Below are 19,168 nucleotides of genomic sequence, written 5' to 3'. Positions count from 1 at the left end.
TGTAGGCGTCTCGACGTCGAGAGACCCGCCCCCCGCGTGCGGCGGGGCCGAGCGGTACCCACAGAATCGGGCCATGCGCCTGGACCACCTCTCGTACGCCGCCGGACCCGACGGACTGGCGGCCACCGCCGAGCGCATCGGCGGGCTGATCGGACGCGAGTTCGTCGACGGCGGGGTGCACCCCCGCTTCGGCACCCGCAACATGACCCTCGGTCTCGCCGGCGACACCTACATCGAGATCGTCGAGGTCCTCGACCACCCCGCCTCGGACAAGGCGCCGTTCGGCCAGGCCGTGCGCGCCCGCTCCGCCCTCGGCGGCGGCTGGCTCGGCTGGGTGGTCGCCGTCGGCGACCTCTCGCGCGTCGAACGCCGCCTCGGCCGGTCCGCGGTCAAGGGCAGCCGGCACCGCCCCGACGGCACCGAGCTGGTGTGGCAGCAGCTGGGCGTCAACGGGCTCATCGCCGACCCGCAGCTGCCCTTCTTCGTGCACTGGGAGTCGCCGCGCGAGCTGCACCCCGGGGCCGGCGCGGACCCGTCGTACTCGCTCGAGTGCCTCGAGATCGCGGGCGACCCGCACCGCGTGAGCGAGTGGCTGGGCGAGCCCGTCGAGGAGCCGCTGGAGGACATCACCGTCGAGTGGGTGGCGCCGCACGGCACCCCCGGCGTCCTGGCGGTGCAGGTCCGCACCCCGGACGGCATCGTCCGCATCTGATCCCCGCTCCGGCTCCCGAGGCCCGACCGTGGCGAAGCTGCCCCCGGGTGCCCCGCGCGGCACCGTCCCGAGCCCCAACATCTGGGAGCACACGGCGACCTACGAGCTGGAGAACCGCGCCGTCGACCGTGCGGGCGTGATCGAGCGGGCCTCGCGCGGCATCGCCGACTGGTCGGGCCGCACCTTCCTCGACCTCGGCTGCGGCACCGGTTTCCACCTCCCCCGCTGGGCCGACGGCGACGCCTCGGGCGCCGGGGCCGCCCGGGTGGTCGGCGTGGAGCCGCACCCGGCCCTCGCGGCGCTGGCGCGGCGCCGTACCCGCTCCCACCCCACCGTCGAGGTGCACGTGGGCACCGCCCAGGCCGTGCCGCTGCCCGACGCGTCGGTCGACGTGGTGCAGGCCCGCTGGGCGTACTTCTTCGGCCCGGGCTGCGAGCCGGGCCTGCGCGAGCTGGCCCGGGTGGTGCGCCGGGGCGGCACGGCCTTCGTCATCGACAACGACGCGTCCCGCTCGACCTTCGGGGCGTGGTTCCGGCGCGGCTACCCCCAGGTGGACCCGCCGCACGTGCAGGAGCGCTTCTGGGCGGCGCAGGGCTTCCGCCGGGAGCCGCTCGACATGACGTGGGAGTTCGACCGCCGGGAGGACCTCGAGGCCGTCGTGCGGATCGAGCTCGACCCCGCGACCGCCGACGCGGTGCTCGCCGAGCACGCGGGCACGAGCGTCGACTACGCCGTCAACCTGTGGTGGCGCCGCTTCTGAGAGCCGCCCGGTCCGGGCCGCTCAGCTGGAGCCGCGCACCACGAGGTGCGGCGCGAGCAGCGTGCCGCTGCCGAACGTCTCGCGGTGGCCGAGCAGCTTGCCGAGCCGGTCGACGACCTGCACCGCGACCTCCTCCAGCGGCTGGCGCACGGACGTCAGCCCGCCGGGCAGCAGCTGGGCCACCGGGGAGTCGTCGAAGCCGACCACGGCGACGTCGCGCCCGGCGACGAGGCCGCGCTCGTGCAGCTGGCGCAGCACCCCCGTCGCCAGCGTGTCGGAGGCGCAGACGAACGCGGTGGGCGCCGCCTCGTCGAGCAGCACGCCGGCTGCCTCGTGGCCGCTGCGCACCGTGTCCTCCACCCGGGAGGCCAGGCCGCTCGTCGACAACCCGTGCCCGCGCAGGGTGCGGGACCAGCCGGCCCGCCGGTCCTCGCCGATCGGGGACTCCTTGCGCCAGCCGATCCAGGCGACGCGGCGGTGGCCGCGGGCGAGCAGGTGCGCCGTGGCCTCCGCGGTGCCGGCCGCACCGTCGACGTCGACCCACGGGTGCAGCGCCGCCGGGGTCCACGGGCGCCCGAAGGCAACGAACGGCACGCGGCTGTCCTCGAGGTAGGAGGCCTGCGGGTTGCCCTTGAACGTGTCGGTGACGACGAACGCGTCGACCGCGGTGGAGCGCACGAGCTCGTCGTACCCCGACGCCGGGTCGCTCGGGTCGTCGCCGTCGAAGAGGAGCACGTGGTAGCCGGCCTCCCGCGACGCCTGCACGAGCGAGTGCACGAACCGGTCGACCGTGGCGTTGGCCGTCTCCTCGGCGAAGGGCGTGAGCCGCAGGCCGATGAGCCGCGACGCCTTGGTGCGCAGGTTCCGCGCGGCCCGGTTGGGCGTGTAGCCCAGGGTGTCGACGGCGTCGCGCACCCGCTCGAGGGTGTCGGCGCGCAGCAGGGCCGGGTTGTTGAGCGCGTTGGAGACCGTCTGGCGCGAGACCCCGGCGAGCGCGGCCACGTCGGCCAGGGTCGGCGGACCCGACGGGCCGTCCGCCGCCCGGTGGGGGTCGCGGCCCATCCGTCTCCCTTGATCGATCCAAGCTGTGCGTCGAGCATCATCGGGCGGCGCGGGGAGGGCCGTCAACACCTCGCACGGGTACGTCGACCCGCACTGTCGGCGGGCTCCTCTACGGTGCCGTCCATGAGCCGACCCGCCTCCCGTCCCGCCCGCTCCCGCCCGGTCCACCGGTGCAGCGAGTGCGGCTGGGAGACCGCGAAGTGGGTGGGGCGCTGCGGTGAGTGCCAGGCCTGGGGCACCGTCGTCGAGGTGGCGTCGTCGACGGCGTCCGCGGCTGCGGCCGCCGGCCCCGTCACCGCACCCGCGGTGCCCATCGGCCAGGTCCGCACGGACACGGCCACCTTCCGCACGAGCGGGGTGCCGGAGCTCGACCGCGTGCTCGGCGGCGGCCTCGTGCCCGGCGCCGCCCTCCTCCTGGCGGGCGAGCCCGGGGTCGGCAAGTCGACCCTGCTGCTCGAGGTGGCGGCCCAGACGGCCCGCCGCCGCACGCGCACGCTCTACGTCTCCGGCGAGGAGTCGGCCTCGCAGGTGCGCCTGCGGGCCGACCGCACGCACAGCATCACCGACGAGCTCTACCTGGCCGCCGAGACCGACCTGGGCGCCGTGCTCGGGCACGTGGACGCCGTGCAGCCGGCCCTGCTGGTGGTCGACTCCGTGCAGACGATCAGCGCCCCGGGCGTCGACGGCGTCCCCGGCGGCGTCACCCAGGTCAAGGAGGTCGCGGCGGCGCTCATCCGCATGGCGAAGACGCGCGGCATCACGACGGTGCTCGTGGGCCACGTGACGAAGGACGGCTCGATCGCGGGCCCCCGCGTGCTCGAGCACCTGGTGGACGTCGTGCTGCACTTCGAGGGCGACCGCGACTCGCGGCTGCGCATGGTGCGGGCGATGAAGAACCGGTTCGGCCCGGTCGACGAGGTGGGCTGCTTCGAGCTGGGCAGCGACGGCATCACAGCGGTGTCGGACCCGACGGGTCTCTTCGTCGAGCACCACGAGCGCCAGGTGCCGGGCACCTGCGTGGCCGTGACGCTGGAGGGGCGACGCCCCCTGCTCGCCGAGGTGCAGGCGCTGGTCACGCCGACCCCGGCGGAGCGTCCCCGCCGCACGACGGCGGGCCTCGACGGCTCCCGGGTGGCCATGGTGCTGGCCGTCCTGGCGCAGCACTGCGGCATCCGGCTGCACCAGATGGACGTCTTCGCCTCCACCGTCGGCGGGGCGCGGCTGCACGAGCCGGCGAGCGACCTGGCGCTCGCCGTCGCGCTGGCCTCGGCCAGCCAGGGGAAGGCCGCCCCGCTCGGGGTCGTCGCCATGGGCGAGATCGGCCTCGCGGGCGAGCTGCGGCGCGTGCGCGACCTCGACCAGCGCCTCTCCGAGGCCGCCCGGCTCGGCTTCCGCCTCGCCGTGGTGCCGCACCGCAAGTCCGGCGGACGCTCGCCGGAGTCGTGGACGGTCGACGGCATGAAGGTGGTCGACGTCGACGACGTGCGCTCCGCCCTGCGGTTGCTCGGCCTCGTGAACGGCTGAGCCCCACCACGCCGCCGGCCCGGGGCTCAGCCCCCGGCGAAGGGCGGGAGGAACTGCACGACCGAGCCCGGGCTCACCACGACGTCGCCCGGGTCCTCCGAGCTGACGGGGCGGTCGTCGACGAGCACGGAGCAGACGGCGAGCACGTCGCCGAGGCGCGCGCCGGGGTGCAGCCCGAGCACGCGTTGCTGCAGGTCGGCGAGGGTGACGGCGCCCTCGACGGGCACCTGGTCGGCCTCCACCCCGGCGGCCTGTTTCGCTGCCGCCCAGTAACGGGCCTCGATGACCTGCGTCTCACTTCGCGGTGATGCCGGTGGCGTGTCGACCATGTTTCTGTATTCTCCCGTTCACTTGTGCAGGCCGAGACTCAACGACGTGTTTCGGTCCCCACCCCTTCGGGAGGAGACCACCATGAGCGCTCTTCTGCTCCTCACCAGTGCCCTGCAGCCCTCGGTCGAGGTGCTGCCCGGCCTGGCCCTGCTCGGCCACAGCGTCAAGATCCTCCCAGCCGAGGGAAGCGCGCTCCTCGAGGCCCCCGACGCGGACCTGGTCCTCGTCGACGGCCGCCAGGAGCTCGCCCACGCGCGTGACCTCTGCCGCCTCATCCGCACCACCGGGGCCGACGTCCCCGTCCTGCTCGTCGTCACCGAGGGCGGCCTGGCCGTCGTGGCCGCCGACTGGGGCATGGACGACGTCGTCCTCCACACCTGCGGTCCCGCCGAGCTCGAGGCCCGCATCCGCCTCGCGATCGGTCGCCTCAACGCCCAGCGGCAGGCGGACGACCCCGAGTCGCACGTCATCCGCAGCGGCGAGGTCGTGGTCGACGACGCGACGTACACGGCGAAGCTCGGGGGCCGCCCGCTCGACCTGACCTTCAAGGAGTTCGAGCTCCTGAAGTTCCTGGCCCAGCACCCGGGCCGCGTGTTCAGCCGCCAGCAGCTGCTGCAGGAGGTGTGGGGCTACGACTACTTCGGCGGCACCCGCACCGTCGACGTGCACGTGCGTCGCCTGCGCGCCAAGCTCGGCCCCGAGCACGAGACGCTCATCGGCACCGTGCGCAACGTCGGCTACCGCTTCGTGCTGCCGTCGAAGGACCGGTCCGAGACGACGGTCGCGGCCGACGCCGGCGTCGACGCCTGAGCGTTCCCGCGGAGCAGCAGCACCCAGCGACACCTCAGCACGGCCCCGGGTCCGCCCGGGGCCGTGCTGCGTCGCGGCCGTAGGGTCGGGGCCATGGCGCACGAGGGGACGGACCACCTGCAGGGACGCACCGGGCCGGTCGTGCTCCGCGAGCCGGTCACGCTCGACGAGTCCACCCGGGCGGCGCTCGACGCCGTGGACGGCGGCGTCGCCCGCACCCTCGGAGCCCCGGCGCTCGACGAGGCCGGTCGCCGCCACCTCGAGCACCGCGGGCTCCAGGACGCCCGGCTGTGGCTGGCCGAGGAGCCCCGGCCCGCCGGCGGCCCCCGCCCCGTCGGGTTCGCGCTCCTGCGGCGCACCGGCGCCGAGCACGACCTGACCCTCGCCGTGACCCCCGACGACCAGGGGTACGGCGTGGGTGCCGCCCTGGCGCGGACGTCCCTCGACGGGCTCGCCGACGACGCCCGCGTGGTCGCCTGGTCCCACGTGGACAGCCCGCGGGCGGCCCACCTCGCGGAACGCCTCGGCTTCGACCGCGTGCGCGAGCTGCTGGTGATGGAGCGCGAGCCCGGTGGCCTGCCCGCCCTGCCGTCGCGCGCCGACGTCACGATCCGCTCGTACCGCCCCGACGACGCGGCCGACCTCCTGGCGGTCAACGCAGCGGCCTTCGCCCGCCACCCGGAGCAGGGCGCGATGGACGAGCGCGACCTCGCCGAGCGGATGGCCCAGGACTGGTTCGACCCGGCAGGCCTGCTCGTCGCCGAGGACACCGCCACCGGCGCGATGCTGGGGTTCCACTGGACCAAGACCACCCCGGGCGACGACAGCGGCGACGGCAGCGGGGACGACACGGGCCCGGTCGGCGAGGTCTACGTCGTCGGCGTCGCGCCGCAGGCGCAGGGCCGCGGCCTGGGCAAGCTGCTGACGCTGGCCGGTCTGCACCACCTCGAGGCGCAGCACCCCCGCGTCGTCGAGCTGTACGTCGAGGGCGACAACCACCCGGCGCGCGCGGTCTACGCGGGCCTGGGCTTCACGGTCGCCGCGAGCCACGTGCAGTACGCGCGGGGCTGAGCCGCCGGGCCCGGCCCGCCGGCGGGTCGCTCAGCCGACCTGGGCCAGCACGGCCGCCGCGATGGCCTCGGCGCCCCGCTCGGTCGGGTGGGCCCCGTCGGTCGTGAGGCCGGGCGACGCCCACCGGTCGTCGCCGTCCCCGACCTCGGGCACCACCTCGACGAACGGCACGTCGAGCTGCTCGGCCAGAGCGCGCTCGGCCTCGATCAACGGACCGACGTCGCCCCAGCGGGGCAGGTCGAGCGGCGGGGGCGAGACGATCCACACCTCCGCGCCGGCCCCGCGCGCCGCGTCGACCATGGAGCGCAGCGCGTCGAGCGAGTCCTCGACCGCCAGCCCGAGGCGCACGTCGTTGGTGCCGCCCATGATCACGACGGCCTCCGGGCCGCGGGCCAGCACGTCGCGCTCGAAGCGGTCCGCCATCTCGCCGAGCGTCTCCCCGGCGACGGCGGCGTTGGCCACGTAGCGCCACGGCGTGCGGTCGTCGGTCACGACGTACCGGGTCCACGACCGCGGCCCCGGCAGGTCCGTGGCCCCCGCAGTGTCGGCCTCGGTGATGGAGTCGCCGATGAAGACGGTGGCCACCCCGTTGGCGCTGGCCTCGACACGGGTCGTCTCGTGGGCCACGACGCCCGTCGCGACGCCCGCCACGACCAGCCCGGCGCCGATGCGGCGCCAGGGCAGCCCGCTCCCCCGGCCGCCGCTCACCCGGCCCACGCTCAGCCCCCCGCCGTACCCGCCGCCGCGGTGCCGCCCGCCGGCTCGGTGCCGCCGTGGGCGCCGTCGGCGTCGACGCCGAGCCCGGCGCGCAGGGCGGCCGCGACCTCGACGAGCGCGGCGTGGTTGGCGGCGCCGAGCGCGACCCAGTTGGCGAAGCCGTGGATGAGGCCGTCGAAGCGGCGCTGGACGACGGGGACGCCCGCGGCCTCGAGCTTGCGGGCGTAGGCCTCGCCCTCGTCGCGCAGGGGGTCGAAGCCGGCCGTGCACAGGTACGCCGGGGCCAGCCCCTCGGGCAGCTCGGCGAACAGCGGCGAGGCCGTGGGGTCGACGCGGTCGTGGACCTCGGGGAGGTAGCCCTCCGCGACGCCGTCCATGAACTCGGCGGTGAGGAAGAAGCCGCGGGCGAAGAGCCGGTGGCTCTCGCTCGAGCGCGTCATGTCGGTCGCGGGGTAGATGAGCAGCTGGAACGCCAGCGGCAGTCCCTCGCGGGCCGCCTCGATCGCCACGGTCGCGGCGAGGTTGCCGCCCGCCGAGTCGCCGCCCACCGCGATGCGGTCCACGTCGGCGCCGAGCCAGCCGGCGTTCTCGACGACCCAGCGGTACGCCGCGACCGCGTCGTCGTACGCGGCGGGGAACGGGTGCTCCGGCGCGAGCCGGTAGGCCACCGACAGCACCCGGACGCCGGCCTGCTCGGCGAGGAACCGGCACAGCGCGTCGTGGCTGTCGAGGTCGCCGTACAACCAGCCGCCGCCGTGGAGGAAGACCAGCAGCGGGTCGCCGCCCCCGCCGTCCTGCACGAGCCGGCCGCGGGGCACGTAGAGGCGGCCGGGCAGACCGGCCACCCGGCACGAGAGCGCGTCGCCGATCGGCTGCTCGCCGCCCGCCAGCACCGACTGGGCGAGCAGCGCCCGCCGCGCCTTCGCGACGGGCAGCGTCTCGATGACGGGCTCGCGGGTGAGCTGCGCGAGGCGCAGCACGAGCTGGGTGTCGAGGTCGAGGCGCAGCCCGTCGAGGTCGACGGGGGCGCCCGCCAGCCGGCGCTTGACCGGCTCGGGCAGGGCGAGCAGGCCGCGCAGGGAGGCGCGCTTGAGGCGGGTCGCTGCGTGCGTCGGGGAGGTGTCGGCAGGCACGAGCGTCAGGTTACCGATCGGTTCGCCCCGCGCCAGCGGATCCGCGGGATGCGCACGGTCACCGCTCGTTCACCGTCGGGTGGGAGGATGGCGCGCATGAGCACCGACCCGTCCATCCTCGCCGCTCACGTCTCGGGCTCGCTGGACGACGGGCCCCCGGAGTCCGCCCTCCAGGCGGCCGGCGGCGACATCTTCGACGTCGACCCGCCGTACGTGCCCGACCCGGAGGCGCTGGCCGCGGTGGAGAAGCACGGCGACCGGTTCCTGGACCGCGAGGTGTCGTGGCTGAAGTTCAACCAGCGCGTGCTCGAGCTGGCCGAGGACCCCACGCTCCCCCTGCTGGAGCGCACCCGCTTCCTCGCCATCTTCGCGAGCAACCTCGACGAGTTCTTCATGGTGCGCGTGGCCGGCCTCAAGCGCCGGATCGCGGCGGGCGTCGCCGTCCGCGCGGCCTCCGGCCTGCTGCCGCGCGAGGTGCTGCGCGAGATCTGGTCGACGACCCGTGAGCTGATGGACCGCCACGCGCGCGTGTTCCGCGACGAGATCGTGCCCGCGCTCGAGCTGGAGGGCATCCAGCTCGTGCGTTGGGAGGACCTCGACCGCGACGAGCAGAAGCACTGCAAGCGCCTCTTCCGCGACCGCGTCTTCCCGGTGCTGACCCCGCTCGCCGTCGACCCGGCCCACCCGTTCCCCTACATCTCGGGTCTCTCGCTCAACCTGGCCGTGCTGGTGCGCAACCCGAAGACGGGCAAGGAGCAGTTCGCCCGCGTCAAGGTGCCGCCGATCTTCGACCGCTTCGTCGCGGTGGGCAACCAGCGCTTCGTGCCGCTCGAGGACGTCATCCGCGAGCACCTCAAGCGGCTGTTCCCCGGCATGGAGGTGCTGGGCGTCCACACCTTCCGCGTCACCCGCAACGAGGACCTGGAGGTCGAGGAGGACGACGCCGAGAACCTCCTCCAGGCGCTCGAGAAGGAGCTGCTGCGGCGTCGGTTCGGGCCCGCCGTACGCCTGGAGGTCGAGGAGTCCATCGACCCGAAGGTGCTGGAGCTGCTGACCTCCGAGCTCGGCGTGCGCGACGAGGAGGTCTTCCGGCTCTCGGGCCCGCTCGACCTGCGCGGTCTCAACGACATCGCCGACCTCGACCGCGAGGACCTGAAGTACCGCGCGTTCGTGCCCTCGACCCACCCGCTGCTCGCGGAGGTCGAGTCGAGCTCGCCCGTCGACGTGTTCAAGGCGGTGCGCCGCCACGACGTGCTGCTGCACCACCCCTACGACTCGTTCGCCACCTCGGTGCAGCGCTTCCTCGAGCAGGCGGCCGCCGACCCGCACGTGCTGGCGATCAAGCAGACGCTCTACCGCACCTCGGGCGACTCGCCGATCATCGACGCCCTCGTCGACGCCGCCGAGGCCGGCAAGCAGGTGCTGGTGATCGTCGAGATCAAGGCGCGCTTCGACGAGACCAACAACATCCGCTGGGCCCGCAAGCTGGAGCACGCGGGCTGCCACGTCGTCTACGGCCTGGTCGGCCTCAAGACGCACTGCAAGCTCTCGCTGGTGGTGCGCGACGAGCCCGACGGCATCCGCCGCTACACCCACATCGGCACGGGCAACTACAACCCGAAGACCGCCCGCCTCTACGAGGACCTCGGCCTGCTCACCGCCGACCCCCGCATCGGCGAGGACGTCGCCCACCTGTTCAACAACCTGTCCGGCTTCTCCCGCAACGCGTCGTACGACGAGCTGCTCGTCGCCCCGGACGGGGTCCGCACCGGGCTCGTCGACGCCATCCACGCCGAGATCGCCCACCACGAGGCGGGGCGTCCGGCGCACATCCGCATCAAGGCCAACTCGGTCGTCGACGAGGCGATCATCGACGCGCTCTACCTCGCCTCGCAGGCCGGCGTGAGCATCGAGCTCCTGGTGCGCGGGATCTCCGCGCTGCGCCCCGGCGTGCCCGGGCTGTCGGAGTCCATCCACGTCCGTTCCGTGCTCGGTCGCTTCCTGGAGCACAGCCGCGTCGCGTGGTTCGCCGGCGGCGGCTCCCCTACCGCCTGGATCGGCTCGGCCGACATGATGCACCGCAACCTCGACCGCCGCGTCGAGGTCATGGTGCGGCTGCCCGAGGCGCAGGGGGCGAAGGTCGCCGCGCTGCTCGACCTCGCGTTCGACGACGCCACCGACGCCTGGCACCTCGAGTCCGACGGCTCGTGGACCCGGCACCGCGGGGAGCGTCACCTCCAGGAGACGCTCATCGAGCAGCAGCGCCGCCAGCGCCGCGGCTGACCGCGGCGGGTGCGGTCCGCCGTACCCGACCGGGGGTGGTCCGGACCGGAGCGGGCGTCGGGGACGTCACGGGGCCCCGGGTTTGTGTCCGGCAAGTGACGAAGCCCTAGCATGAGGCGGCCTGGTTCCGTCCTGCAGGAGAATCCCGTGGCTTTTCGCTTCCGCCCTGTCGAGGGGTCGTTCTACGACCTCTTCTCACAGTCGGCCCAGCACCTCGTCGTCGGCGCCGGCCTGCTGGCCGAGATGCTCGCCGACGGCGCCGACCGCGAGGACGTCGCGCGCCGCATGCGCGACGCCGAGCACGCGGCCGACGAGACGACCCACGCGATCGTGCGGCAGGTGAACTCGACGTTCGTGACGCCGTTCGACCGCGAGGACATCTACGGCCTCGCCTCCGGTCTCGACGACGTGATGGACGAGATGGACGAGGCGGTCGACCTGATCCTGCTCTACGAGGTGAAGGCGCTGCCCCCCGAGCTGAGCCAGCAGGTCGACGTGCTCCAGCGCTGCGCCGAGGTCACCGCCGAGGCGATGCCGCGGCTGCGGACGATGAAGGACCTCTCGGAGTACTGGATCGAGATCAACCGGCTGGAGAACGCCGGCGACAAGAACCACCGCCGCACCCTGGCCAACCTCTTCAGCGGGTCCTACAAGACCATCGAGGTGCTGAAGCTCAAGGACATCGTCGAGGCGCTCGAGCGCGCCATCGACGCCTTCGAGACCGTGGCCAACCGGGTGGAGACGATCGCCGTCAAGGAGTCCTGAGCGGTGGAGCTCACCATCGTCGTCGTGGTGGTCGTCGTCGCCCTCACGTTCGACTACACGAACGGGTTCCACGACGCGGCGAACGCGATCGCGACGTCCGTCTCGACGCGGGCCCTCACCCCGCGCATCGCCCTCGCCATGGCGGCGGTCATGAACTTCGTCGGCGCCTTCCTGGGCCAGGAGATCGCGAACACCGTCGCGTCGGTCATCACGATCCCCGACCCGGAGACGACCTCGGCCGCGGTCCACGGCCTGGTGATCGTGCTCGCCGGGCTGCTCGGCGCCATCGCCTGGAACCTGATCACCTGGTACTTCGGCCTGCCCTCGTCGTCCTCCCACGCCCTCATCGGCGGCCTCGTGGGCGCCGCGCTCGCGGGCGGCGCGACGGTGAAGTGGGACGTCATCGTGCAGAAGGTCGTCATCCCGATGATCGCCTCGCCGCTGTTCGGCTTCGCCGCGGCGTTCGTGCTGATGGTCGCGATCATGTGGATCTTCCGGCGCAGCAACCCCGGGCGGACCAACCGCGGGTTCCGCGTCGCGCAGACGCTGTCCGCCGCCGCGATGGCGCTGGGCCACGGCCTGCAGGACGCACAGAAGACGATGGGCGTCATCTTCCTGGCGCTCGTCACCGGCGGGTTCTACGCCCAGTCCGACGGCCTCCCCCTGTGGGTCATCTTCTCGGCCGCCGCCGCGATCTCGCTGGGCACGTACGCCGGCGGCTGGCGCATCATGCGCACCCTCGGGCGGCGCATCATCGACCTCGACCCGCCCCGCGGCTTCGCGTCGGAGACGGTGGCGGCCGGCGTGCTCTACACGACCGCGTTCGCCTTCGAGGCGCCCATCTCGACGACGCACACCATCACCTCCGCCGTCATGGGCGCCGGCGCCACCAAGCGCTTCTCCGCCGTGCGCTGGGGCGTCGCGAAGTCGATCATCATGGCCTGGATCCTGACGTTCCCCATGGCCGGCCTCGTCGGCGCCGCCGGCTACGGCATCGCCCACGTCGTCTTCGAGGTCGCACCCTGAGCCACCCCGGCTCGTAGCGCCCGGCCCCGCGCCGTACCGCGCCCCCGCCCAGCCCCCGGGACGTCATACCGATCCGAGGCCGAAGGGCTCTTCTCGCATGACGTCTCGGCGCGTCGTATGAGGGCCTGGCGCTCCGCCGGGGGCCGCCGCCAGACTGCCCGGGGACGTCATCCGGATGCCAGGCCAGGACGCTCACTGCGCATGACGTGCGGCGGGTCAGCCGGCGAGGAGGGTCTCGTCGCGTTCCCAGCCACGTGCGCGGAGCGCGCGCTCCACCTGCTCGAAGAACGCGTCGGGGGCGACCCTCAGGCCGAGGACCGGGAGCCGCAGGACGAGGTCCGCGCCCGCCAGCACCACCTCGTTCTGGCGGATCGCGTCGGCCACGAGGTTCTCCGCCCAGGCGTGGTGGAGCCCGTCGACCTCGAGGACGACGCCGTACTGCTCCCACCAGACGTCGAGGTAGTAGGAACCGCCGCGGCCGCGGCGCACCGCCTGCCGCGTCGGCTCCGGCAGCCCCCGACGACGGCACTCACGGGCGACGTCGATCTCGCCCAGGGACTCCGCGCCGCCGAGCAGCTCTTGCAGCACCTCCTGCACCAGCGCACGACGCCGGTCGCGACGGATGCGGAGCAGCTCAGCGCCCAGCTCGGCCACGGTCGCGACTCCCTGCTGCACCGTCATGGTGAGCAGCAGCGTCGCCTGGCGGTCCGATCGCGCCCAGAGTGCGGCCCGGACGGCGGCGACGGCCGGCCGAGCCCGGGGCACGCCCGGGCCCACCACGTCCTCGGCCGAGTAGCGACGTGTCTGGCGCACGTCGAGACCGGGTCCCCGCCGTACCCGGGCACCCCGCGGGACCGACACCCGGATCGCCTCCTCCGACCACCGGCGGAGTCCCGCGACCTCGAGAGCCGCAGCGCCGTCGAGGTGCGCCCGGGGGCCCGCCTCCAGCACCGCGCTCCACAGCGCGCCGTCCCGGTCCAGCGGTCCGTTGTGGACCACGATGCTCTGCGACCTCAGGCGACGCCACCTGCCCCCGGCGATCTCGGCGCGCACCTGCCACCTGGTCACGCCCGCGGCGTACGCCTGGCGTCGCGACACGACGCCGCCCTGCTCCCCCGCCAGGGCGACGACCTGTGCCCGCGCGCGCCGTCGGCGTTCGCGTCCGTCCGCCGGTCTCGTCCCTCCGTCCACCACCCGACCAGGCTCCCGGCCCGCACCCTCCGCAGGATGGTGGGAGGCGGCGCCTGGGGACGGCGGGTCCGGCGCGGCCACCTGGGGACGGAAGACGGCTCGTCGGACGACGACCGGGTCGGCCAGGTCGCCTCACTCGTCTGGCCGGCGAGCCGCGGGACGTCATACGCCCCGAGCGCTCCGACCCACCCGACGCATGACGTCCGGGCAGGGCCGCGGGACGTGGCAAGACCCCGGGGACGACCCGAGGCCCCACGGGACGGCGCAGGGCCCGCGGCGGGTACGGCGTACCTGCTGCGGGCCCTGCGTCGGTGGCGGCCCCGGGATGGCCCCGGGGGCGGCGGCTCAGCCGAAGCGGCCGGAGATGTAGGCCTCGGTGGCCTCGTTGTCCGGGTTCGCGAAGACCTTCTCGGTCGGGTTGAACTCGACCAGGTGGCCGGGCTGGCCGGCGCCCTTGAGGTTGAAGAAGCCGGTCTCGTCGGAGACGCGGGCCGCCTGCTGCATGTTGTGGGTGACGATGACGATCGTGTACTGCGACTTCAGCTCGTGGATGAGGTCCTCGATCGCGGAGGTCGAGATGGGGTCGAGCGCGGAGCACGGCTCGTCCATCAGGAGCACCTCGGGCTCGACCGCGATCGCCCGGGCGATGCACAGGCGCTGCTGCTGACCACCCGACAGGCCCATGCCGGGCTTGCCGAGACGGTCCTTGACCTCGCCCCACAGGTTCGCGCCCTTCAGGGAGCGCTCGACGATGGTGTCCGCCTCGGACTTCTTCATCTTCTTGGCGTTGAGGCGGTTGCCGGCCAGCACGTTGTCGTAGATCGACATCGTCGGGAACGGGTTCGGCCGCTGGAAGACCATGCCGATCTGGCGGCGCACGGCGACGGGGTCGACACCGTTGCCGTAGAGGTCCTGCCCGTCGACCACGATCTTCCCCTCGACGCGCGCGCCGGGGATGACCTCGTGCATGCGGTTGAGCGAGCGGAGGTACGTCGACTTGCCGCAGCCCGAGGGACCGATGAAGGCGGTCACGCTGCGCGCCCGGATCGTCATGTTGACGCCCTGCACGGCGAGGAAGTCGCCGTAGTAGATGTCGAGGTCGGAGACGTCGATGCTCTTGGCCATGGGGAGTGCTTTCCTTCTCTCGGCTCAGCGGCCGGTCTTGGGTGCGAACGCCTTGCCGATCACGCGGGCGAGCACGTTGAGGATCATGACGATCGCGATGAGCACGAGGGCCGCGCCCCAGGCCCGCTCGTGACCGGCGGACGCCGGCAGACCCGGCTGCGTGTAGCTGTAGTAGATGAACACCGGCAGCGTCGCCATGCGCTCGTCGAACAGGTTGAAGTTCACCGAGTCGGTCTTGCCGGCGATGATGAGCAGCGGGGCCGTCTCGCCGATGACCCGCGCGATCGCCAGCGTCACACCGGTCACGATGCCGCTCATGGCGGTCGGCAGCACCACCTTGGTGATGGTCCGCCACTTGGGCACACCCAGAGCGTACGCCGCCTCCCGCAGCTCGCCGGGAACCAGCTTGAGCATCTCCTCGGTGGAGCGCACCACGACCGGGATCATCAGCAACGACAGGGCCACCGAGCCACCGAAGCCCATGCGCACGCCGGGGCCGAAGAACAGCACGAAGAGCGCGTAGGCGAACAGGCCGGCGACGATCGAGGGGATGCCCGTCATGACGTCCACCAGGAACGTGATGGACCGGGCGAGGCGACTGCCCGTGCCGTACTCGACGAGGTAGATCGCCGTGAAGATGCCGATGGGCACGGAGATGATGGTCGCCGCGATCGTGACCAGGACCGTGCCGATGAGGGCGTGGTAGATGCCGCCCTGCGCGTCGCCGAAGACGCTGCGCATCGAGTAGGTGAAGAAGTCCGCCGAGAGGGCCGGGGCCCCCTTGCTGACGACCGTCCAGATGAGGGAGACCAGCGGCACGATCGCCGCCAGCAGCGCCACCCACACGAGGGCGGCGACCAGGCGGTCGACGGCGCTGCGCTTGCCCTCGACGATGCGGGACCACAGCGGGAGCAGCACCACGAAGGCCACGATGGCGAGGAACGCGGCGGCCACGACGCCGGCGCCGAGCACGAGCGCCAGCGCACCGCCGACGGCGATGGCGGCCACGACCGCGAGCAGCGGCGCGTAGGCCGGCAGGCGGGGCCCGGACAGGGGCATGTCCTCCCGCACGGGCGTGGGGTTCTTCTCGAGGGTGGTCATCGGTTCATCTTCTTCCCGCTCCGGGCCACGATGGCGCGCGCCGCGAAGTTCACGGCGAAGGTGATGACGAAGAGGACCAGGCCGCTCGCGATGAGCACGTTGACCGAGGTGCCGGTCGCCTCGGGGAACTCACGCGCGATGTTGGCGGCGATGGTGTTGGGGTTCTGCGTCGAGATCAGGTTGAGCGTCACGAACCCGGTGCCCGAGGCGGCCAGCACCATCGCGACGGCCATGGTCTCGCCGAGCGCGCGGCCGAGGCCCAGCATCGTGGCCGACACCATGCCCGAGCGGGCGTACGGGAAGACGGCCATCCGCACCATCTCCCAGCGCGTCGCGCCGAGCGCGAGGGCGGCCTCCTCGTGCAGCTTCGGGGTCTGCGCGAAGATCTCGCGGCAGATGGCGGTGATGATCGGCAGCACCATGATCGCCAGCACGAGGCCGGCGGTGAAGATGGTGCGGCCGCTGCCGGCGGCCGGGCCCGCGAAGAGCGGGATGAAGCCGAGGTTCTCCTCGAGCCAGCGGAAGAGGTCGCCCATGCGCGGGCCGAGGAACAGGATGCCCCAGAGGCCGTAGACGACGCTGGGCACGGCGGCGAGGAGGTCGACGACGTAGCCGAGCGGGGTGGCCAGGCGGCGCGGCGCGTAGTGGGAGATGACCAGGGCCATGCCGATCGAGAGCGGCGTGGCGACGACGAGCGCGATGACGGCCGCCAGCAGCGTGCCGTAGACCAGGCGCAGGGCGTAGCCGGCGAAGCTCGCCTGCCCGCTCATGGCGTCGGGCTCGGCGGTGAGGCCGGGGAGGCCCTCGACGGTCAGGAAGATCGCGACGCCGGCGAGCGCGACCAGGATGACCGTCGCCGCTCCGACGGCGGTGCCGCGGAAGATGCGGTCGCCAGGGCGCTCGGTGGAGCGCTTCTTGACGGCCGGCTCACGATCCGGCGGGGGCGCCTTCACGGTGTCGGTAGAGGGCACGCTGCCTCACACTTTCTCTTCGTGCACACCGCCGTTCGGCGGCACGCCCCCGTGGGGACGTGCCGCCGAGCGGTCGGTCATGTGCGGTTGATCAGGAGATCTTCTCGACGGCCGCGGCCGCCTTCTCCCGGAGCTCGTCGGGCAGCGGAGCCGCGCCGGCGTCCTGCGTGCCGGACTCCTGGCCCTCCGGCGAGAGGATGTACTCGAGGAAGCCCTTGACCAGCTCGGCCTCGTTCGAGTCCTCGTAGGACTGGCAGGCGATCAGGTACGACGCGAGCACGATCGGGTAGGTGCCCGACTCCTGCGTCGTGTAGTCGATGTCGACCGCGAGGTCGACCTCGGCGTCGCGACCCGGGACGGGGGTGGACGCGGTCAGGATCTGACCGGCGGCCTCGGGGGTCGGGGCCACGAACTCCTCGCCGACGCCGATGGCGGCGGCCGAGAGACCGGCCTCCTCCACCTGCGAGCCGTCGGCGTAGCCGATGGAGCCCTCGGTGCCGGTGACGACCTCGATGACGCCCGACGTGCCGGTGGCGGCCTCGCCGGTGGCCGGCCAGTCCTCGACCGGGCCGTGCGGCCACGACGTGGTGGCGTCGAGGTAGGTGGTGAAGTTCTCGGTCGTGCCCGAGGCGTCACCGCGGAAGACCGGGTTGATCGTCAGGTCGGGCAGCGTCGCGTCCGGGTTGTCCGCGGCGATGGCCGGGTCGTTCCAGTTCGTGATCTGGTTGTTGAAGATCTGCGCGACCGTCTCGCCGGACAGCTGCAGGTCCTCGACGCCCGGGAGGTTGTACGCGACCGCGATCGGCGCGACGTACGACGGGATCTCGATCGGGGTGGTGCCGTTGCAGCGCTCGGTGGCGGCCGTCAGCTCCTCCTCGTCGAGGTACGCGTCCGAGCCGGCGAACTGCACGCCGCCCGCGATGAACTGCTCGCGGCCCGCGCCGGAGCCGGCGGGGTCGTAGTTGACCGTGACGTCGGAGGCAGCGTTCTGGAAGTTGCCGCGCCACACGCCCATCACGGCCTCCTGCGTGGAGGCACCGGCGCCGTTCAGGGTGCCGGACAGCTCCTCGGCACCCTCGACGTCGGGGGCGTTGCCGTCGTCCTCGTTGCCGGCGCCGCAAGCCGAGAGCGTGAGGGCCAGGACGGCCACGCCGGGCACGAGGTACCGGCTGTAAGAACTGCGCTTCACTTCGTGTCTCCTGAAGTTTCGGATGAACTGACGCAGGGAACCTAAGGAGGTCGGGTGTACGGATCTGTCGGCGTCAGTGAACGAGCAGTGAACGCTGCCGACCCAGACCGGGACGACGCGGCGGGCGCAGGGCGACCATCAGGTGAACACCGGCCAGTAGGGCTTGACGGACATGACGTGCGTCACGCAGGGGCTCGTCGGTCGCCGCGGCCCGCGACGGCAGGCGCGACGGTCTCCGTGGCCACGACCGCGCCTCGGTGGTGGTGCGCGACGATCGCCGCCCCCTTCGCGAGCTGCTCCCCCGGGCGCGTGACCACGCCCGGCCGGGCGCGGGCGGCGAGCGCGTCGTACACGAGCGGGAGCACCGGGCGGTGCGTGCAGAGCACGACGCGGCGGCGTCCCTCGAGCAGGGCGGTGACGAGACGGCGTACGGAGCCGGCGTCGGCCCCCTCCTCGCTCAGGCAGGCCTGCAGGTCGGGCTCGAGCCCGGCCGCGTCGAGGTAGGGCTGCACCGTCTGCACGCACCGGGCGCTGGGCGAGCTGACGACCTCGTCGACGCCGTAGGCCCCCAGGACCGGCACCCACGCCCGCGCCTGCTCGTGGCCCCGGTCGACGAGCGGCCGCAGCGGGTCGGGCGCGTCCCACGACGAGCGTGGGCGGGCGTCGCCGTGGCGGAGCACGACGAGGGCGCCGGTACGGCGGGGCAGCTCCACCGCCTCGGCGAGGGTACGGCGGTCGTGCGGGTAGGTGAGCCGGTCGGCGGCCTCGGCGAACGGCAGCCACACGACCTCGTCGATCTCGTCCCCCCGGCGGTAGCCCGCGACGTCGTCGGCGCCCACGACCCGGGCGGACCAGTAGTCCACGGTCTTGCCGCGGGACCCGGCCCGGGCGGCGACCTCGTAGCGCTGGCGGGTCAGCGGCACCCCGAGCCGCACGGCGAGGCCCGTCTCCTCCGCGACCTCGCGGACCGCGGTGGCGGCCACGTGCTCGCCGGGGTCGACCTTGCCCTTGGGGAAGGACCAGTCGTCGTACCGCGGGCGGTGGACCAGGAGGACCTCGCGGCCCGGCCGGGTGACCACCGCACCGGCGGCACGGACCACGGGGGTGGCTCGGGGGTCGGCAGGACCTTCGGCTCCACGGGCGGCCCCGGCACTCATGGGCCCAGTCTCACACGGGGCCCGGGCCGGTCAGGCCAGGGCGTAGCCCGCCTCGTCGACCGCGGCCGCGACGGCCTCGCGGTCGACCTCGGACTCGCTGGTGACGGTGACGCGGCCGGACTCGAGGTCGACCTGCACGTCCTGCACGCCGGGGATCTCGCCGACCTCCTCGCGGACGGACGCGACGCAGTGGCCGCAGGTCATGCCGGTGACGGTGTAGGTCGTGGTGCTCATGGCTTCC

Annotated in this window: 19 protein-coding genes; 8 read left to right on the top strand and 11 right to left on the bottom strand. The window is 73.5% G+C overall.

Features of this window, described 5'->3' with window-relative positions; translation table 11 throughout:
* Positions 1-73 precede the first annotated feature (73 nt).
* Positions 74-712 (top strand): VOC family protein, encoded by a 639-nt coding sequence (locus tag INN71_RS11090; protein WP_277500540.1) that lies wholly within the window; start codon positions 74-76, stop codon positions 710-712.
* Between the two features lie 28 nt (positions 713-740).
* Positions 741-1,472: a class I SAM-dependent methyltransferase gene (locus INN71_RS11085; RefSeq protein WP_277500539.1), complete on the top strand. Its 732-nt coding sequence runs from the start codon at positions 741-743 to the stop codon at positions 1,470-1,472.
* Positions 1,473-1,493: 21 nt separating this feature from the next.
* Here INN71_RS11085 and INN71_RS11080 read toward each other — a convergent pair whose 3' ends face one another.
* Positions 1,494-2,534: a LacI family DNA-binding transcriptional regulator gene (locus INN71_RS11080; RefSeq protein WP_277500538.1), complete on the bottom strand. Its 1,041-nt coding sequence runs from the start codon at positions 2,532-2,534 to the stop codon at positions 1,494-1,496.
* Between the two features lie 123 nt (positions 2,535-2,657).
* On the opposite strand from INN71_RS11080, the gene radA reads away from it, so the two are divergent.
* Positions 2,658-4,058 carry a DNA repair protein RadA gene (gene radA / locus INN71_RS11075; RefSeq protein WP_277500537.1) on the top strand — a complete coding sequence of 467 codons (1,401 nt, stop codon included), beginning with the start codon at positions 2,658-2,660 and terminating at the stop codon, positions 4,056-4,058.
* A gap of 26 nt (positions 4,059-4,084) precedes the next feature.
* Here radA and INN71_RS11070 read toward each other — a convergent pair whose 3' ends face one another.
* Positions 4,085-4,387, bottom strand: a complete 303-nt coding sequence (locus tag INN71_RS11070) for a MoaD/ThiS family protein (RefSeq protein WP_277500536.1) — start codon at positions 4,385-4,387, stop codon at positions 4,085-4,087.
* A gap of 82 nt (positions 4,388-4,469) precedes the next feature.
* On the opposite strand from INN71_RS11070, the gene INN71_RS11065 reads away from it, so the two are divergent.
* The gene (locus INN71_RS11065) at positions 4,470-5,198 is read left to right on the top strand and encodes a response regulator transcription factor (protein ID WP_277500535.1); all 729 of its coding nucleotides are present in this window, start codon (positions 4,470-4,472) and stop codon (positions 5,196-5,198) included.
* Positions 5,199-5,291: 93 nt separating this feature from the next.
* On the top strand, positions 5,292-6,269 hold the full coding sequence (gene mshD / locus INN71_RS11060; RefSeq protein WP_277500534.1) for a mycothiol synthase: 978 nt from the start codon (positions 5,292-5,294) through the stop codon (positions 6,267-6,269).
* Between the two features lie 30 nt (positions 6,270-6,299).
* On the opposite strand, the gene INN71_RS11055 is transcribed toward mshD, so the two are convergent.
* Both INN71_RS11055 and INN71_RS11050 read right to left on the bottom strand, forming a co-directional pair.
* Entirely contained in the window at positions 6,300-6,977 is a 678-nt protein-coding gene (locus INN71_RS11055; RefSeq protein ID WP_277500532.1) for a GDSL-type esterase/lipase family protein, read from the bottom strand.
* An 11-nt stretch (positions 6,978-6,988) separates the two neighbouring features.
* Positions 6,989-8,119 (bottom strand): alpha/beta hydrolase, encoded by a 1,131-nt coding sequence (locus INN71_RS11050; protein ID WP_277500531.1) that lies wholly within the window; start codon positions 8,117-8,119, stop codon positions 6,989-6,991.
* 96 nt (positions 8,120-8,215) lie between these two features.
* Between INN71_RS11050 and INN71_RS11045 the strand changes: the two genes are divergently transcribed.
* From INN71_RS11045 to INN71_RS11035, 3 genes are all read left to right on the top strand, one after another.
* Positions 8,216-10,402, top strand: coding sequence for an RNA degradosome polyphosphate kinase (locus INN71_RS11045; protein WP_277500530.1), 2,187 nt, complete (start codon positions 8,216-8,218; stop codon positions 10,400-10,402).
* Positions 10,403-10,549: 147 nt separating this feature from the next.
* Positions 10,550-11,167, top strand: a complete 618-nt coding sequence (locus tag INN71_RS11040) for a DUF47 domain-containing protein (RefSeq protein ID WP_277500529.1) — start codon at positions 10,550-10,552, stop codon at positions 11,165-11,167.
* A 3-nt stretch (positions 11,168-11,170) separates the two neighbouring features.
* Positions 11,171-12,193, top strand: a complete 1,023-nt coding sequence (locus tag INN71_RS11035) for an inorganic phosphate transporter (RefSeq protein WP_277500527.1) — start codon at positions 11,171-11,173, stop codon at positions 12,191-12,193.
* 216 nt (positions 12,194-12,409) lie between these two features.
* Here INN71_RS11035 and INN71_RS11030 read toward each other — a convergent pair whose 3' ends face one another.
* The 7 genes from INN71_RS11030 to INN71_RS11000 form a co-directional block, all read right to left on the bottom strand.
* Positions 12,410-13,261: a hypothetical protein gene (locus tag INN71_RS11030; RefSeq protein ID WP_277500526.1), complete on the bottom strand. Its 852-nt coding sequence runs from the start codon at positions 13,259-13,261 to the stop codon at positions 12,410-12,412.
* Between the two features lie 468 nt (positions 13,262-13,729).
* Positions 13,730-14,509, bottom strand: coding sequence for a phosphate ABC transporter ATP-binding protein PstB (gene pstB, locus INN71_RS11025; protein ID WP_277500525.1), 780 nt, complete (start codon positions 14,507-14,509; stop codon positions 13,730-13,732).
* A 24-nt stretch (positions 14,510-14,533) separates the two neighbouring features.
* Complete coding sequence (pstA, locus tag INN71_RS11020; protein WP_277500520.1) at positions 14,534-15,610, bottom strand: phosphate ABC transporter permease PstA; 1,077 nt, start codon at positions 15,608-15,610, stop codon at positions 14,534-14,536.
* Complete coding sequence (pstC, locus tag INN71_RS11015) at positions 15,607-16,581, bottom strand: phosphate ABC transporter permease subunit PstC (protein WP_277500518.1); 975 nt, start codon at positions 16,579-16,581, stop codon at positions 15,607-15,609. The genes pstA and pstC overlap by 4 nt, the downstream gene beginning before the upstream one ends.
* Positions 16,582-16,672: 91 nt before the next feature.
* Positions 16,673-17,770, bottom strand: coding sequence for a phosphate ABC transporter substrate-binding protein PstS (pstS, locus tag INN71_RS11010; protein ID WP_277500517.1), 1,098 nt, complete (start codon positions 17,768-17,770; stop codon positions 16,673-16,675).
* 182 nt (positions 17,771-17,952) lie between these two features.
* Positions 17,953-18,927 carry an NUDIX hydrolase gene (locus INN71_RS11005; RefSeq protein WP_277500516.1) on the bottom strand — a complete coding sequence of 325 codons (975 nt, stop codon included), beginning with the start codon at positions 18,925-18,927 and terminating at the stop codon, positions 17,953-17,955.
* A gap of 30 nt (positions 18,928-18,957) precedes the next feature.
* Positions 18,958-19,161 carry a heavy-metal-associated domain-containing protein gene (locus tag INN71_RS11000; RefSeq protein WP_277500515.1) on the bottom strand — a complete coding sequence of 68 codons (204 nt, stop codon included), beginning with the start codon at positions 19,159-19,161 and terminating at the stop codon, positions 18,958-18,960.
* Positions 19,162-19,168 lie beyond the last annotated feature (7 nt).

This window comes from Nocardioides sp. ChNu-153, from assembly GCF_030466625.1.
Taxonomy (GTDB): domain Bacteria; phylum Actinomycetota; class Actinomycetes; order Propionibacteriales; family Nocardioidaceae; genus Nocardioides.
The sequence above is the reverse complement of the archived record's forward strand: the minus strand, read 5'-3'. Positions and strand labels throughout refer to the sequence as shown.

Bases quoted from the DNA above. Each gene is read 5' to 3' on its own strand.
- INN71_RS11090 (WP_277500540.1), top strand. From the start codon at position 74: ATGCGCCTGGACCACCTCTCGTACGCCGCCGGACCCGACGGACTGGCG.
- INN71_RS11080 (WP_277500538.1), bottom strand. From the start codon at position 2,534: ATGGGCCGCGACCCCCACCGGGCGGCGGACGGCCCGTCGGGTCCGCCG.
- radA (WP_277500537.1), top strand. From the start codon at position 2,658: ATGAGCCGACCCGCCTCCCGTCCCGCCCGCTCCCGCCCGGTCCACCGG.
- INN71_RS11070 (WP_277500536.1), bottom strand. From the start codon at position 4,387: ATGGTCGACACGCCACCGGCATCACCGCGAAGTGAGACGCAGGTCATC.
- INN71_RS11065 (WP_277500535.1), top strand. From the start codon at position 4,470: ATGAGCGCTCTTCTGCTCCTCACCAGTGCCCTGCAGCCCTCGGTCGAG.
- mshD (WP_277500534.1), top strand. From the start codon at position 5,292: ATGGCGCACGAGGGGACGGACCACCTGCAGGGACGCACCGGGCCGGTC.
- INN71_RS11045 (WP_277500530.1), top strand. From the start codon at position 8,216: ATGAGCACCGACCCGTCCATCCTCGCCGCTCACGTCTCGGGCTCGCTG.
- pstB (WP_277500525.1), bottom strand. From the start codon at position 14,509: ATGGCCAAGAGCATCGACGTCTCCGACCTCGACATCTACTACGGCGAC.
- pstA (WP_277500520.1), bottom strand. From the start codon at position 15,610: ATGACCACCCTCGAGAAGAACCCCACGCCCGTGCGGGAGGACATGCCC.
- INN71_RS11005 (WP_277500516.1), bottom strand. From the start codon at position 18,927: ATGAGTGCCGGGGCCGCCCGTGGAGCCGAAGGTCCTGCCGACCCCCGA.
- INN71_RS11000 (WP_277500515.1), bottom strand. From the start codon at position 19,161: ATGAGCACCACGACCTACACCGTCACCGGCATGACCTGCGGCCACTGC.